Source organism: Salinibacterium hongtaonis, from assembly GCF_003065485.1.
Classification (GTDB): domain Bacteria; phylum Actinomycetota; class Actinomycetes; order Actinomycetales; family Microbacteriaceae; genus Homoserinimonas; species Homoserinimonas hongtaonis.
In genome coordinates this window covers 1,452,018-1,467,454 of the sequence record NZ_CP026951.1, presented here as the reverse complement: position 1 = coordinate 1,467,454, position 15,437 = coordinate 1,452,018, and the positions used below count along the sequence as shown (strand labels likewise).

At 62.1% G+C, this 15,437-nt stretch carries 12 protein-coding genes; 9 read left to right on the top strand and 3 right to left on the bottom strand.

Features of this window, described 5'->3' with window-relative positions; translation table 11 throughout:
- The first annotated feature begins 58 nt into the window (after positions 1–58).
- The 7 genes from C2138_RS07100 to C2138_RS07070 all read left to right on the top strand — a co-directional run bounded on the left by C2138_RS07100 (position 59) and on the right by C2138_RS07070 (position 8,026).
- Positions 59–982: a proteasome assembly chaperone family protein gene (locus C2138_RS07100; RefSeq protein WP_108516634.1), complete on the top strand. Its 924-nt coding sequence runs from the start codon at positions 59–61 to the stop codon at positions 980–982.
- A 49-nt stretch (positions 983–1,031) separates the two neighbouring features.
- Positions 1,032–2,363 carry an MFS transporter gene (locus C2138_RS07095; RefSeq protein WP_108516632.1) on the top strand — a complete coding sequence of 444 codons (1,332 nt, stop codon included), beginning with the start codon at positions 1,032–1,034 and terminating at the stop codon, positions 2,361–2,363.
- A 225-nt stretch (positions 2,364–2,588) separates the two neighbouring features.
- Positions 2,589–3,833: an RNA polymerase sigma factor gene (locus C2138_RS07090; protein WP_199286512.1), complete on the top strand. Its 1,245-nt coding sequence runs from the start codon at positions 2,589–2,591 to the stop codon at positions 3,831–3,833.
- A complete protein-coding gene (locus C2138_RS07085) occupies positions 3,826–5,154 on the top strand; it encodes a Mur ligase family protein (protein ID WP_159078164.1) in 1,329 nt (442 codons plus the stop codon). Before C2138_RS07090 ends, C2138_RS07085 begins: the two co-directional genes overlap by 8 nt.
- Positions 5,151–5,900, top strand: coding sequence for a type 1 glutamine amidotransferase (locus C2138_RS07080; protein WP_108516628.1), 750 nt, complete (start codon positions 5,151–5,153; stop codon positions 5,898–5,900). The genes C2138_RS07085 and C2138_RS07080 overlap by 4 nt, the downstream gene beginning before the upstream one ends.
- 12 nt (positions 5,901–5,912) lie before the next feature.
- The gene (locus C2138_RS07075) at positions 5,913–6,968 is read left to right on the top strand and encodes an alanine racemase (RefSeq protein WP_108516626.1); all 1,056 of its coding nucleotides are present in this window, start codon (positions 5,913–5,915) and stop codon (positions 6,966–6,968) included.
- The gene (locus C2138_RS07070; RefSeq protein ID WP_159078163.1) at positions 6,968–8,026 is read left to right on the top strand and encodes an alanine racemase; all 1,059 of its coding nucleotides are present in this window, start codon (positions 6,968–6,970) and stop codon (positions 8,024–8,026) included. Before C2138_RS07075 ends, C2138_RS07070 begins: the two co-directional genes overlap by 1 nt.
- Here the strand turns inward: C2138_RS07070 and C2138_RS07065 are convergent.
- Positions 8,023–8,244 (bottom strand): DUF7455 domain-containing protein, encoded by a 222-nt coding sequence (locus C2138_RS07065; RefSeq protein WP_108516623.1) that lies wholly within the window; start codon positions 8,242–8,244, stop codon positions 8,023–8,025. The two genes, C2138_RS07070 and C2138_RS07065, sit on opposite strands and share 4 nt — an antisense overlap.
- 234 nt (positions 8,245–8,478) lie before the next feature.
- Between C2138_RS07065 and C2138_RS07060 the strand changes: the two genes are divergently transcribed.
- On the top strand, positions 8,479–10,560 hold the full coding sequence (locus C2138_RS07060) for a DNA gyrase/topoisomerase IV subunit B (protein ID WP_108516621.1): 2,082 nt from the start codon (positions 8,479–8,481) through the stop codon (positions 10,558–10,560).
- Here C2138_RS07060 and C2138_RS07055 read toward each other — a convergent pair.
- Positions 10,557–13,022: a DNA gyrase/topoisomerase IV subunit A gene (locus tag C2138_RS07055; RefSeq protein WP_108516619.1), complete on the bottom strand. Its 2,466-nt coding sequence runs from the start codon at positions 13,020–13,022 to the stop codon at positions 10,557–10,559. The two genes, C2138_RS07060 and C2138_RS07055, sit on opposite strands and share 4 nt — an antisense overlap.
- Before the next feature lie 57 nt (positions 13,023–13,079).
- Between C2138_RS07055 and C2138_RS07050 the strand changes: the two genes are divergently transcribed.
- Entirely contained in the window at positions 13,080–14,162 is a 1,083-nt protein-coding gene (locus C2138_RS07050) for an alkaline phosphatase family protein (RefSeq protein WP_241961215.1), read from the top strand.
- Between the two features lie 2 nt (positions 14,163–14,164).
- On the opposite strand, the gene sepH is transcribed toward C2138_RS07050, so the two are convergent.
- Positions 14,165–15,238, bottom strand: coding sequence for a septation protein SepH (sepH, locus tag C2138_RS07045; RefSeq protein ID WP_108516615.1), 1,074 nt, complete (start codon positions 15,236–15,238; stop codon positions 14,165–14,167).
- Positions 15,239–15,437 lie beyond the last annotated feature (199 nt).

Below are 15,437 nucleotides of genomic sequence, written 5' to 3'. Positions count from 1 at the left end.
GGAGTGCCGGTTGGCGCCCTCGTGCTTAGGATGCAGCCGCGATCGCTAGCATTGGAGTATGAAAGTTCCTGAGGGCCTCTATGAACTCGCCGGCGGTGTATCCGTGCCGGCGGGGCTGCCCCTCGTCGCGGCGCTCACGGGATTTGCCGATGCCGGTTCCGCCATCTCACAGTTCAGCGAGTACCTGAGGGAGTCGCTCGATTTCGAGACGATCGCCCTGTTCGAGAATGACGAGCTCCTCGACTATCGCGCACGCCGCCCCATGATCTATTTCGACCAGGACCATCTGGACAACTATCGGCCAGCCCGGCTCTCGCTCGATCTGGTTACCGACGATGTCGGACAGCAGTTTCTCTTCCTCTCCGGGTACGAGCCCGACTTTCAATGGGAGCGGTTTGTTGCTGCGGTGCTCGGGCTGGTCGAGCGTTTCGGCGCTCTCTCCACGACGTGGGTCCACGCGATCCCCATGCCGGTTCCTCACACCCGCGCCATCGGCGTAACGGTGAGCGGCAATCGCACAGAACTTATTGAGTCGATGTCCGTGTGGCGACCGCACACCCATGTGCCGGCCAATGTGCTGCACCTGGTGGAGCACGCCCTGTACGAGTCGGCCGAATCGGTCTGCGGATTCGTGCTGCTTGTTCCTCACTACCTGGCGGATACGGAGTATCCGGATGCCGCAGTCAAGGCACTTGAGTGCGTGACTGCCGCCACCGGGCTCATCTTCCCGACCGACAGCCTCCGGCAGGACGGGCGCGACTTTGTGGCGCGCATCGACGACCAGGTGGGGGAGAACCTCGAGCTGGCTCGTCTTGTTGGTGCCCTTGAGGAACGGCATGACGCATATATGGAGGGCAATTCCCTTCCCTCACCCCTGACGGATGAGGATGGTGAGCTCCCTACGGCCGATGAGATCGCCGCCGAGCTTGAAAAGTTTCTTGCGTCTCGTCCCCGAAATGATGATGAAGGTTCCGACCGCTAGTCGCGTCGAGTGAATTAACGTCGAGGGATCGACAAATGAAAGGCGTGGCGTGAACTCTCGGCGTTCATGGATTATCTGGGGCGCTGCTCTTTTCGCTTATATCGTCGCGGTCATGCAGCGCTCGTCGCTCGGCGTATCAGCGGTCGAGGCCACGGACCGCTTCACCATCTCGGCCTCTGCGCTTTCCACGCTGGCCGTGGTGCAGCTCGTCGTTTACGCCGCGTTGCAAATACCCGTTGGTGTGCTGCTCGATCGGTTCGGCTCCCGCGTCCTCATCGCCAGCGGTGCTGTGCTTATGCTCACCGGCCAGCTTCTCGTGGCGTTCTCCGACCATTTCGCGCTTGCGGTCATTGGCAGGATGCTGGTTGGTGCCGGCGATGCGACAACGTTTATTTCTGTGCTGCGACTGCTGCCCAACTGGTTCGGCGGCAAGATTCTTCCCCAGGTCTCGCAGTGGACGGGCAACATCGGGCAGCTCGGGCAGCTCCTCTCGGTGGTTCCGTTCGCCTGGTTGTTGCACGATTTTGGCTGGTCGGCGGCCTTCGGTGCAGCAGCGCTAATGTCCCTTGTTGTCTTTCTGCTCACGCTGGCAATCGTCCACAATGCGCCCGATGGTGCAGAGACCGCTGCCCGGCCCGAGACCTGGGGTGGTGCGCTCAGGCTTGCCCGTGATGCGCTCAAACGCCCTGGCACTCAGCTCGGGTTCTGGTCGCATTTCACTACTCAGTCTCCCGGTACGACTTTCAGCCTGCTCTGGGGATTCCCTTTCATGGTCAGTGCTCTGGGGTATTCCACGGCTCAGGCCGCAGCGCTCTTGAGCGTATTCCTCGTGGTCGGCCTCATCGCAGGACCGATTCTCGGTGTGCTTTCGGCGCGCTACCCCATGCGTCGGTCGACGATGGTGATCGGCATCGTGCTCACGACGGCGCTGACGTGGGCCTACGTACTCATCCGCAACGATCCGCCGCCGTTCTGGCTCGTGGTCCTGCTGATCATCGTCTTGGGCACCGGCGGGCCCGGCTCCCTCATCAGCTTCGACTTTGCGCGCGCATTCAACCCCCTGCGGAGCCACGGTTCGGCGACGGGGATTGTTAATGTTGGGGGATTCGTTGCTGCTTTTGTGATGATGTACCTGATCGGCGTGAGTCTCGATCTGGCTTCCAATCTCTATTCCGCAGCCGGCAACCCTGTCGACCTCTACTCCTGGGAGACCTTCCGGGTAGCGTTCGCTTCACAATTTTTCGTGATGGCTATCGGCTTTGTCTTCCTGGTGCTGTCGCGGCGCAAGACTCGGCATCGTATGAAGTTCGATGAGGGAATAGAAGTGGCCCCTCTGTGGGTTGCACTCTCCAGAGCAATCACCAGGCGCAGGCGCGAATAGTTGCCGCACTACCTCCATGAATGCGGTGAATCGCGGCAAATCTTCCTGACGGTGCTCTCCGTGCGAACAGAGACCCGTAAACCGTGCAATAATTGCCAACTGAGACCCGTTCGACGTCCACTGGGTTGCGCATGTCTTTTGTGATGAGCGCCCCCAGGACTTGACATGGGTCTTAGTGCTGCCCCGATAGGGAAGGCACGACCCTCCTGAATGAAAGGTAACCTCATGGCTACCCGCAAGACGACTGCTGAAGCCGCAACGACTGACCCTGAGGTCGAGGTCGCCGAGGCGCCCGCTAAAAAGGCTCCGGCCAAGGCTGCCGCCAAGAAGGCACCCGCCAAGACCGCGGCGAAGACCGCTGCCAAGTCCCCTCGCGCCAAGAAGGCTGCGGCACCTGAGGTTGACGAAGAGCCCGAGGTCGACGCCGACGCCGAACACGGCGACGAGAGCGACACCGAGGACACCTCGAAGGACGAAAAGCTGCCTACCGGTGCGATCGTTCTGTCGATGGCTGACGAGGACGACGAAGTCCCCGTGTACTCAGCCGCCATTACGGGCGCAACCGCTGACCCTGTCAAGGATTACCTGAAGCAGATTGGAAAGGTCGCCCTCCTCAACGCAGCTGAAGAGGTGGAGCTTGCCATGCGCATCGAGGCAGGTCTCTTTGCCGAGGACAAGCTCGCGAACGAGGGCGAGAAGCTCTCTCCGACGCAGCGGCGCGAACTCCAGTGGGTCGCCAAGGACGGGCAGCGCGCTAAGAGCCACCTGCTCGGCGCTAACCTCCGACTCGTAGTCTCGCTTGCAAAGCGGTACACGGGCCGTGGCATGCAGTTTCTTGACCTCATTCAAGAGGGCAACCTGGGCCTGATCCGTGCAGTCGAGAAGTTCGACTACACGAAGGGCTTCAAGTTCTCGACCTATGCGACCTGGTGGATCCGTCAGGCCATCACTCGCGCCATGGCCGACCAGGCCCGCACGATTCGCATTCCCGTGCACATGGTCGAGGTCATCAACAAGCTTGCCCGGGTGCAGCGTCAGATGCTTCAGGACCTTGGCCGCGAGCCAACGCCGGAGGAGCTGAGCCGCGAACTCGACATGACCCCAGAAAAGGTCGTCGAGGTTCAGAAGTATGGTCGCGAGCCCATCTCTCTGCACACACCGCTCGGTGAAGATGGCGACAGCGAATTCGGTGACCTTATCGAGGACACCGAAGCCGTGGTTCCCGCCGACGCCGTGGGCTTCACAATGCTTCAGAAGCAGCTCGAAAGCCTGCTTGACTCCCTCTCCGAGCGCGAAGCAGGAGTTATTCGTATGCGCTTCGGCCTAGGCGACGGTATGCCTAAGACTCTGGACCAGATCGGTGACACGTTCGGCGTTACGCGTGAGCGCATCCGCCAGATCGAGTCGAAGACGATGGCCAAGCTTCGCCACCCGTCGCGGTCGCAGTCGCTGCGGGATTACCTTGAGTAAGGAGCACCGTCCGCTGGGTGCTCGTCCTTCGGCTCTTCGCTACTTCCTTCCGATCATGGTGGGAAAGGCGATTCGCGTAGCAGCTCGGCTACGGGGCGGCGGCTCGGCGTTCCCGGGATACGCCACCCTCAAGCTCGCGCCAGAGTTTTTGCACGACATCACCCGGCAGTTCGAGCACGGAAACATCTTTGTTCTCGGCTCGAATGGCAAGTCGACGACGACGCACATGCTCACGTCGATCATGCGGGCCCATGGCCTTTCGGTATTCACGAACCCGTCCGGCGGCAACCTTCCTCAGGGCATTGCCTCGTCGCTTCTGGGTCAGGTCTCTGCGACGGGTCGGTTGAATGCCGACATCGGCGTAATCGAGGTCGACGAGGCTTTCGGCAAGGTGATTGCCGAGGCACTCAAGCCGACGGCCGCCGTAATCCTCAATCTGCAGATCGATCAGATCTACCGGTTCTTCGAACCCGAGCGCGTCGCTGGAATGTTCCGCGACATCGTGGCCGAGGTCAGCGAGATTGTCGTGCTCAACAGGGACGATCACTTTCTCGCCAATCTCGGATCGGCACTTGAGGCCGAGGGTCGCGTCGACACGAGCTATTTTGGGTTGACGGATGCGGCAATCGCCGCTGCGCCTCACGGGCAAGTTATCGCGCGCGACTATGCCAACGAGACCGGGTCTCCTGCCGCTATCGCCCGCGATGTTTTCGTCGAGGTCGTCGCTGTAGAAGGCGCCGTTGCCACGTTGTCGATCGGCGGCGCTATCCACCAGGTTCGGCTTTCTGGGCGTGGTCTCCACTACGCCGTCGACGCTGCGGCGGCGATTTCTCTGGCGCACAAAGTGCTTGGCGACAAGTTCTCTGTGCAAACTTCGATCGATGCGCTGCAGTCGGCCAAGCCCGTCTATGGCCGGGGCGAGGTTGTCCGTCACGAAGGGCAGGATCTTGAGATCCTGCTTCTCAAGAACCTCGCCAGCTTCCAGATGAACGTCGACTACCTCGACGGGGCACCAGAGTCGGTCATGATCGCGATCGATGAGGGGAGCAAGGACTTGTCCTGGCTCTACGCAGCGGACGTATCGAAGTTCGACCATGTTGACGTGGTTTCTGGCCCTAAAGCCGCTTTCATGGCCCTTCGCCTGGGTTACGCCGGTATCGACTATGGCGTCGTCGAGCCGGATCTTGAGAAGGCTCTTGACCAGTTCTTGGGTTCCGAGTTGCCCGATGACGGCAAGCGGACACTGATCCTCGACTACGACCAGATGATCCACGGACGCCGATACCTTGGCCACAGCGATCTTGAGAGCGGTGCCGCATGACGACCCTGACCATCCTCGAGCTCTTTCCTGAGCACCTGGCAGTCAACGGCGATATGGGCAATGTCATTGTGGTGTGCGAGAGGCTTCGCCTGGCTGGCATCGACAGCGTTCACGTGAAGCACAACCCGGGCGATGCGCTTCCCGCATCAGTCGACATGGTGCTTGTGGGTACCGGGCCGGTCTCAGCGCAGCGGGTGTTGGAGCCTGCGGTTGCTGAGATCGCTCAGCAGCTCGTTGCCTGGCGCGACGCCGGCGTGCCAATGCTTGCGGTAACCGGTGGAATGCAGCTTCTTGGCTCCACGATCGCTCTCCCGAACGGTGTTGCGGTCGCAGGTGCGGGGCTTTTCCCCATCCACACGGATGCCACCGCTGCTCGGGTGGTGACCAACTGCTTCGCCGTCGATGTACCGGAGCTGGGCCGCCTGATCGGCATCGAGAACCACGGATCCCGCACGACGCTCACCGACGGAGCTTCCGCTTTCGGCACGGTTGCGACAGGGGTGGGCAACGACGGGCGAACAGAAGGCGTTCATGTCGCCAACGCCATCGGCACTCATATTCAGGGGCCTGCTCTTGCAATGAACCCCGTTCTGGCCGATCACCTTATTGAGATCGCCGCGTCTCGCGCCGGCCTGCGCTACGAGTTGACCGAAGCCCACCACCGCCTCGATGCGCTGGCTTCTGACTGTCGCGCAATTCTGGCTCGCGGTGCCGGAATCCCGGTTGCCGGGCCCGTCGCAGCCTAGGACGGACCTCGCATGACTGATGGCGCATCCCGCACCCCGTGGCGAGGTCTGTACGTCAGCAGAGCGGCCGTGCGCAAGAACGTTGCGGCCCTCCTTAAGGCCGCCAACGCTTCGAGCGCGATGGTAGAGCTGCCGGGCAACGCGTATGGGCATGGTCTCGTCGAGGCTGCGATTACCGTCGTTCCTGCGGGCGCCGGGGCGATATCAGTGACGAACGCTGATGATGCCATTGCGCTCCGTGAGTCCGGGTTCACCGGGCCCGTCTGGGTGACTCGAATCGCCACGGACGACAGCCTGCCGGCACTGGCCGAACGCGGGATCGGTGTTGTTGCGGGGACCGACTCGCTGGCGATTCGAGCGCTCGATGCCGGTATTGCGTCTCTGGGGATTTCGCACGGCAGCGGGATGCGAAGTGCTTCGGCGGACGATGTCGTCGCCATCGCCGCATCGATTTCGCTTCATCCGGCTCACAACGAGCTGAGAAGTCTCGTGGTTATAGCGGATTCGCCGTCGCACGCGGATGACGCGGCAAACACGCTGGGTGCTCACGACCTTGCTATCGATGCGATCTACGTTCGCGCGGGACTTCCTTTGACCGTCGATGGCGGTTTCTTGCCGGTTCTGGGTGCGGCCGTGTTCGGGCTCAGTGAATCTGACGAGGCGCCTGCCGGTGTCGTTCCCGCCGCACGTCTCACGGCCCCGGTGCTGTCCCTCAAGCACGCCCGAGCCGGTATCGGAGTGAGCTACGGCTATACCTACGTCACCAGCACGTCCACGACGCTGGCCCTCGTGCCATTCGGATATGGCGACGGCATTGATAGGTCGGCTGGCAATACCGTCGAGGCTCAGATCGCAGGGCAACGGTTCACTATCGCAGGAAGGGTCGCGATGGACGCGAGCGTCTTTGACATCCAGGATGCCGCCGTGGCGATCGGCGATGAGGTGGTCTTCTTCGGTTCCGGTGAGGGCGGAGAACCTACTGCCCAGGAGTGGGCCGCTGCGCTCAGCATGCCGAGTGCGGCGATCGTCGCTGGTCTCACCGACAGGGTGAACAGGATGTGGGTCTAGTGGCATCCGAAGCGATCGTGGACCTGGGCGCATTTGCCCACAATGTGCGCCATCTCCGTTCAGTCGTACGCCCCGCAGAGTTGATGGTCGTGCTGAAGGCCAATGCCTATGGGCATGGAGTAGCCGAGACGGGTGCCGCAGCAGTGGCAGCAGGCGCACGCTGGCTCGGTGTTCTTGACATTGACTCGGCGCTTCGCCTGAGGGAGTCGGGCATCGACCCGGGGATCAGGATTATGGCGTGGCAGTACCTGCCTGACCAACGGTTTGACCGTGCGGTTCAGGCTGATATCGATCTCGGAGTTTCCACGATTACCGAGCTCGAGGCCGTCGCTGCTGCGGCCGGGGCTGCCCCTGCTCGAATCCACCTCAAGATCGATACCGGTCTCATGCGCAACGGGGCTACTGCCGACGATTGGCCAGCGCTCGTAGTCGCTGCCCGTGAACTGCAGGCTAGGCGGCGCGTTGCGATCGTCGGCATCTGGACTCATTTGGCTGAGGCATCAGAAGACGCAGACTCAGCGGCGGTTGATCGGTTTGTTGCCGCCGTCGACGTTGCGGCTGGTCTGGGCGTGACGTTCGAGTTCCGTCACCTGGCCGCGAGTTCCGCTGGGTTCCGGCGTGACGACGTGCGCTTCGACATGGTGCGGATGGGCGGGCACACCTGGGGTATTCCGTCCTTCGATGGCGTAACGGCCAGCGACATGGGGCTGATCCCGGTGATGACGCTCCGGAGCGAGGTTACGGCGGTAAAAGGTGACCTTGCCGAGGTCCCACTTGGATACGCCGATGGCGTGCCGGTGCGTGCGGCTGGCCTGCTCGACGTGGCCATCCGTGGTCGTCGCCGACGCATCCGCTCGGTCGGAAACGACTATGTAGTCATCGAAGATTCTGCGGATGTCGCCGTCGGCGACGAGGTAACTCTGTTTGGTTCGGGGGCGGCCGGAGAGCAGACCGTTCGCGAGTGGGGCGACCTCACCCAGACACTGGGCGATGAGATCGTCACACGTATCTCCAGCCGGGTAGCGCGCCGCTACGTAGGCGACGCGAACTCTACCTAGGCGCGGCTCTCTTCAAGCCTGCGCGACTCGTCAAGCCACTCTGTGGCGACTGCTTCGAGCTTCTCCTGGTGGCGGCGACCGTGGTGCGCGCAGAATAGCAATTCGCTATCGCCGATCGCAACGCGGATGTAAGCCTGGGCTCCACAGCTGTCGCAGCGGTCGGATGCGGTGAGCTGGTAGGAGTCACTCTCCGCGATCTCGGTAGAAATCTGAGACATGGGTTCCTCCTCCTGGGTGGATGGTTCTAGGTCATGAGACCTGATACCCATACAAGCACGGCTCAGCTGAATGTGACGTATTGGGGGCGATCATTTCGCTCACCGCGTAGCCCAAGCCGCACTGAGGCTCAGGGGTGTTGTTGCGGGATGGGCGCATCAGCGACCCGTAGGCTTAAGGGGGAGTCGGTGTGGCCATCCGCCTGCCATCCCCCTCATGTCTTAGAAGGAGTCCCGGTGTCGAGTTCTGACTACTCCGCCCGCCATCTGTCTGTGCTTGAAGGCCTTGAGGCCGTTCGCAAGCGCCCAGGTATGTACATCGGTTCTACCGATTCACGGGGTCTCATGCACTGTCTGTGGGAGATCATCGACAACTCGGTTGACGAGGCTCTTGCGGGTCATGGGTCAACCATCGAGGTGATTCTTCACCCCGACGGCAGTGTCGAAGTGCGTGACAAAGCGCGCGGAATCCCCGTAGACATCGAGCCCAAGACGGGGCTGTCCGGCGTCGAGGTTGTCTTCACCAAGCTCCACGCCGGCGGCAAGTTTGGGAGCGGATCGTATGCTTCGTCGGGCGGTCTGCACGGTGTGGGAGCATCCGTCGTCAACGCACTCTCCGAGCGCCTCGATGTTGAGGTCGATCGCGACGGCGTGACCTGGGCGATGTCCTTCCACCGGGGTGAACCCGGCATCTTCGCCGACTCTGGCGAACCGAGCCCTACCGCGCCCTTTACTCCGTTTGAAAAAAAGAGCGAACTTCGCAAGATCGGCAAGGTCAAGAAGGGCGTTTCGGGGACCCGGGTTCGGTACTGGGCTGACCCTCAGATCTTCACACGTGGAGCGAACTTTCAGATCGATGAACTGTTCTCCCGTGCGCGGCAGACGGCGTTTCTCATCGGGGGGCTCACGCTCACGGTCATCGATCGCCGCGGCGACGACGAGGTCACGGAATCCTTCACATTTGAGGGCGGTCTTTCGGAGTTCGTAGATTTTCTTGCGCCCGACACGGCGCTCACCAGCACGTGGCGGATGACCGGCTCTGGCACGTTCACTGAGACCGTTCCGGTTCTCGACGAACGAGGCCACATGGTGGCAACGGAGCTTGAGCGCCACTGCGAGGTCGACATCGCCCTTCGCTGGGGCACCGGATACGAAACCGTGTTTCGCAGTTTTGTGAACATCATTTCGACCCCCAAGGGTGGAACGCATCAGGCGGGCTTCGAGCAGGGGCTGCTCAAGTTTTTGCGGTCGCAGGTCGAGCTCAACGCGCGTCGGCTGAAGGTCGGCAACGACAAGCTGGAGAAGGACGACGTGCTGGCGGGTTTGACCGCGGTGTTGACCGTTCGTCTTCCCGAACCGCAGTTCGAGGGGCAGACCAAGGAGATCCTCGGCACGCCCGCAGTGCGGGCGATCGTGGCCAGCGTCATCACGAAGCAGATGAAGGAACTCTTCTCCTCGCCGAAGCGAGACGACAAGGCGCAGAGCGCTCTCGTCCTCGACAAAATCGTCGCGGAGATGAAGTCGCGGGTTTCTGCGCGCGCCCATAAAGAGACTCAGCGCCGCAAGAACGCACTCGAAAACTCGACGCTTCCGGCAAAGCTGGTGGATTGCCGCAGCAACGACGTCGGCAACAGCGAGCTGTTTATCGTGGAGGGTGATTCTGCGCTGGGAACAGCAAAGCTCGCCCGGGATAGCGAATATCAGGCGCTCTTGCCAATTCGAGGCAAGATTCTCAACGTGCAGAAGGCGTCCGTCTCTGACATGCTCTCCAATGCCGAGTGCGCGTCGATCATTCAGGTGATCGGTGCTGGCTCGGGGCGAAGCTTTGATCTGTCGGCCGCACGCTACGGCAAGGTCATCATCATGAGCGACGCCGATGTCGACGGCGCGCACATCAGGACCCTGCTCTTGACTCTGTTCTTCCGGTACATGCCCGACATGATCAGGGACGGCCGCATCTACGCGGCAGTTCCCCCTCTGCACCGTGTAGTCGTAATGAATCCGGGCTCGAAGCCCAACGACATCCTCTACACATACTCCGAAGCGGAACTTCAGGCGGTGCTCTCCCAGCTAAAGAAGCAGGGCAAGCGTTACCAGGATCCGATTCAGCGCTACAAGGGACTCGGCGAGATGGATGCCGACCAGCTGGCCACGACCACGATGGACCGTTCACACCGCACGCTGCGCCGCGTGAACATTTCGGATGCCGCACGCTCCGAAAAGGTGTTTGATCTTCTCATGGGCAACGATGTGGCACCCCGCAAGGAGTTCATCATCGAGGGCTCGGCCGGGCTGAGCCGAGACCGTATCGACGTCTAGGAGCCGATTGAGCGGCCGATAGAGCCGAGAACACCGGGGAGTGGGGTGCCGGATGCATCGCGCTTCGCTCCAGGCTCCGGCAGCGTTCTGGTGCTTCCGTCCGACCCCGAGGCCATCGCGGGCTGAGGGCCGACCCATGCGAGCATGAGGCAGTCTTCGCCCTTGAGAAGCGAGTGCGCACGCACGCCACCGGTTGAGCGCCCCTTGGCGGGAAACTCCGAGAGCGCGGATACCTTCGCGCGGCCGGGATCGGTCTCGGCGATCGTCGCTGACGAACCAGAGACGGTTACGACGACGGCCGAATCGGCATCCTCAACAACAGAGAACGAGATGACGGATGCCCCCGCGGAGAGACGGATGCCCGCCATGCCGCCGGCCGAGCGGCCCTGGGGGCGCACAGCCGAGGCAGCAAAACGAAGAAGCTGGGCATCAGACGTCACGAAGACGAGCTCAGCATCATCCGACGCAATCGCCGCACCGACGACCTCGTCGCCGTCTTTGAGCGAGATGATGTCGAACTCCGGCTTGTTCGGAATATCGAACGGGGATACCCGCTTGACGATGCCGTCCCTGGTGCCCAGGGCGAGCGGCATGTCCGGCTCGAGGGCGACGAGCGCGAGGACGCGCTCCTTCTTGGCGTCTAGGCCGATGTAATCTGCAGCCTTGCGACCCGCGGCGAGCTGCACGGAGTTGTCGGGCACAACGGGAAGATCGACGGGCGAGAGTCGCACCACTCTGCCGCGGTTGGTCACGGCGCCGATATCGCTGCGGCTCGTCGTCACAACCTCGCTGAGTACGGCGTCGTGTTTGCTGCGGCGCGCCGGAGCGATGATGGGGTGAACCTCACCGTCGACGTAATCGACACGGACCAGCCGCCCCGTCGTGCTCAGAATCACGCGGCAGGGAACATCCGCGATCTCGAGATTGGGTGTTGCAGCCTTCGAACGACCGGAGGTGGCGATGCTGGCGCGCGCTTCTGTGAGCAGCGTGCGGCGAGGCGTACCGAACTTCTCCGCAGCCTCGTCGAGCTCTCGGCTCACCAGTGCGCGGACGAGAGCGGGGTCGGCCAACAGTTTCTCAAGCTCGGCGATCTCAGCAGCCAACTGGTCGCGCTCGGCTTCTAGCTCGATGCGGGAGAAACGGGTCAGGCGTCGAAGTCGCAGTTCGAGAATGTACTCGGACTGCACATGGCTCAGATCAAACACGTCGATCAGTCGCGCGCGGGCTTGCTCGCTGTCATCGCTCGTGCGGATGACCTGGATCACTTCGTCGATGTCGACTATCGCGATAAGGAGACCTTCAACAAGGTGAAGGCGCTCCCGCCGCCGAGCAAGACGGTAGGCGCTCCGACGCGTTGTTACGGCGATGCGGTGGTCTACGTAGACCTTCAGCAACTCGCGCAGGCCCAGAGTGCGAGGGCCCCCGTCTACAAGGGCGACGTTGTTGATGTTGAACTGGTCTTCGAGAGGAGTGTGCTTGTAGAGCTGTTCAAGCACTGCCTCGGGGTTGAAGCCCGTCTTGATGCCAATGACGAGGCGCATGCCCCGTTTGCGATCGGTGAGATCTGCGACATCGGAGATGCCGTTCAGCTTCTTCGAACCGACGCCATCCTTGATCTTCTCGATGACCTTCTCGGCACCGACCATGTAGGGCAGCTCGGTAATGATGAGCCCCATTTTGCGGGCGGTGATCGGCTCGATAGAGACACGCGCGCGAGTCTTAAAGCTTCCGCGACCGGATTCATAGGCATCGCGCACGCCGCTGAGTCCGACGATGGTGCCGCCGGTCGGCAGGTCGGGACCGGGCACAAAAGCCATCAGGTCGTCGAGCGTTGCGTCGGGGTTCTCAAGAAGGTGCCGTGCTGCGCCCACCACCTCGATGAGGTTGTGGGGAACCATGTTCGTCGCCATGCCGACCGCGATGCCGGTAGCGCCATTGACGAGAAGATTCGGGAATGCCGCAGGCAATACCTCTGGTTGCATTATCTGGTTGTCATAGTTCGGCACGAAGTCGACGACGTCTTCGTCGAGATCTGCCGTCATCGCGATCGCGGCAGCCGCGAGTCGGGCCTCGGTGTACCTGGGTGCCGCGGGGCCGTCATCGAGCGAGCCGAAGTTCCCGTGGCCGTCGATCAGGGGAACCCTCATGATGAACGGCTGGTTGAGCCGCACCATGGCGTCATAGATCGACGCGTCGCCGTGCGGATGCAGCTTGCCCATAACGTCGCCGACGACGCGTGCGGACTTAACGTGCCCGCGGTCGGGCCGCAGCCCCATCTCGGTCATCTGAAAGAGGATGCGGCGCTGAACGGGCTTGAGTCCGTCGCGCGCGTCAGGGAGTGCCCTCGAGTAGATAACGGAGTAGGCATACTCGAGAAAGGAGCCCTCCATCTCGCTGGCAAGGTCGACGTCGTCGATGCGCTCGTGGGGCTCGTCTGAAATACGGTTGGCGGGAGTAGTCATAAGATTGCTGCCATGCTACCGGCCCCGTATTCTCACCGGTTTAGCCTCGCCGATGTGATGCCGAGTTTGCTCGCGTCGGTTCGGGGCCAAGACAACACACTGCGTCTTCCCCCGACGAGATCGGCGATCGTGGTGGTTGCCGATGGACTCGGTAGCCACATGCTCAAGGCGTCGGGCGGGCATGCTCGGCGACTGGCCGCCGCCGCAGGACCCAAAGCCTCCATCGCCTCAGGATTTCCCACAACGACGGCGTCGGCCCTCGCGACCCTCACAACGGGAACGCTGCCGGGGCGGCACGGCCTCGTCGGGTACACCGTCCTCGATCCGGCCCATGACCGTGTCGTGAACCAGCTGAGCGGGTGGGAGGGCACGCTCGATCCGCTCACCTGGCAGAGGATGCCGACACAGTTCGAAGTTGCCGCGACTCTCTCGATCCCGTCATTCGCGGTCGGTGCTGCCCGTTATGAAGACTCCGGGTTTACCCGTGCGGTGCTGCGTGGCGCCGAGTTCGCGGTCGGGGCAAGCATTGCCGAGCGTCTAGACACGGCGAGGGCACACCTTGCCGCAGCGGGGGGAATCGCCTATGTCTATGTGCCGGAACTCGACCAGGCCGGGCACCGCTCTGGGTGGGCTTCTGACCGTTGGCTGACTGCGCTCGAAGATCTCGATTCTGCGATGGCTCGGTTTCTCGCCGCCGCTCCCGCAGACGAGGGAATCATCCTTACGGCCGACCACGGCATGGTTGATGTGCCCGACCGCAACCATGTCATTGTCGACGAGAGCTCTGCACTACGCGAGGGCATCCGTCATATCGCGGGCGAACCACGATGCCTCCACCTCCACTGGGAGCCGTCACTTGGCGCTGCCCAGAAGCAGCACATCATTCAGCGCTGGCGGGAGGCAGAAGAGTCTCGTTCGTGGGTGGTGACGCGGGACGAGGCGATCGGTGCCGGATGGTTCGGCCCGGTCGATGCTGAAGTTGCGCCTCGAATCGGAGACGTTCTCATAGCGGCCAGGAAAGGCGTCGCGTATTACACGTCGGAATCAGCGAAGGGACGCGGCATGGTCGGACAGCATGGATCGCTGACCGGGGAAGAGACAATGGTTCCCCTGCTCAGATTCGGCGCTTTTGCGCTGTGACGCTAGTCGTCGTCGGACTTCGCGCCGAACACAATGTCGTCCCAGCTGGGCATAGAGGCGCGACCCTTGCGGGCGGGCTTCGATAGTCCCGGCGTGGAACTAGTGGAATTAACGGTGGGGGCGACCGGAGCGGGGGGAGCGGCGGAGGGTGATTCGCTCGGCGAGTTGTCGTCGAACGCTGAAAGAGGAACGTCGATCACTCGGATGCTGCCGGTCGACGGGTGCGAGGCTTTTGCTTCGTCGAACGAATCCTCGCTGGGCGCCGACTCGCGCTCACCGCGACGACGACGAAGGGCTTCGAGGAGATCCGCCGTGTGGCCAACCCCGGAAGCATCCTCCGCAGCGTCGCGGTTGACGGCGGCGGGAGAGATCCCCGAGCGCATGAAGGGGATCGCCTCACCGTAGGGCGAGGTGTCGCGTTGGCTGAGCTGTTCATCCGTGAAGGCTCCGCTGTCAAAGCGTGAGGTATCGGGTGACTTCGTGTCAGTGACCGCGCGAAGGCGGGGTATGAGGGAGCCGGGCAATTCACCTTGCTGGCTCAGGGTCGTCGCGTCTGAGTTTGTGGGGGCCAGTGTCGACTTTTTCGGATCAAACTGCCAGCGAGCGTCATGACTAACAGAATTGGCCGTGAAAGTCAGTTTGACGACCCAACCGGACTCGGGGTCTTTCCAGCTCGCCCAAGCGATGTCGGAGGCGCCAAGCTCGTCGAGACGTTCGTCAATTGCTGATCCAAAGGTCGATCCGCCTAACGGCTCGACATCGGCCGCGGTGTTCACGGGCACGCTTCGGGAGGCGGTCACGATGAATTCTCGTTCCGCCAATACCGGGCCCTCGAACCGCTCGACATAGTCGAGCTCTGCTCCCGTGAGATCGGCCACGTCCTGGGCCGACATCCCTGCTCGGATATGGGACTGGATCTCCCGGGGCCCCACCTTGCGCTCGGCAGCGTTGACGGGGGACCTTCGGCGCAGTTTTGCCTGCGTCTCGTCGTCAATGGTGATCCGGTAACGGGTCCCATCGTCCGCCGCGGCGGTTAGTACACCGTTCTCAAGTGCGATGACTCTCAGGTCTTGCATGCTGATCGCCTCTCAGGCCGTCATGATTCGCTTCTAGATTCTCACGAGGTGTGCCCCGAAGCGGGGAATAGACAGGGCGTGCCGCAAGTTGGTTCCAACGCAGATGCGCTTGCTGCGAAGCGCGTTTGCTATTCACAAACTAATAAGGCAAACTGTCGCCGCCGATTGAGAATGATCGGTTCATATCAAGACTGGATGG

Excerpts from the sequence above, each read along its gene's own strand:
- C2138_RS07055 (WP_108516619.1), bottom strand. The coding sequence starts at position 13,022 with ATGACTACTCCCGCCAACCGTATTTCAGACGAGCCCCACGAGCGCATC.
- C2138_RS07065 (WP_108516623.1), bottom strand. The coding sequence starts at position 8,244 with ATGTCTCAGATTTCTACCGAGATCGCGGAGAGTGACTCCTACCAGCTC.
- C2138_RS07075 (WP_108516626.1), top strand. The coding sequence starts at position 5,913 with ATGACTGATGGCGCATCCCGCACCCCGTGGCGAGGTCTGTACGTCAGC.
- sepH (WP_108516615.1), bottom strand. The coding sequence starts at position 15,238 with ATGCAAGACCTGAGAGTCATCGCACTTGAGAACGGTGTACTAACCGCC.
- C2138_RS07100 (WP_108516634.1), top strand. The coding sequence starts at position 59 with ATGAAAGTTCCTGAGGGCCTCTATGAACTCGCCGGCGGTGTATCCGTG.
- C2138_RS07050 (WP_241961215.1), top strand. The coding sequence starts at position 13,080 with ATGCCGAGTTTGCTCGCGTCGGTTCGGGGCCAAGACAACACACTGCGT.
- C2138_RS07080 (WP_108516628.1), top strand. The coding sequence starts at position 5,151 with ATGACGACCCTGACCATCCTCGAGCTCTTTCCTGAGCACCTGGCAGTC.
- C2138_RS07090 (WP_199286512.1), top strand. The coding sequence starts at position 2,589 with ATGGCTACCCGCAAGACGACTGCTGAAGCCGCAACGACTGACCCTGAG.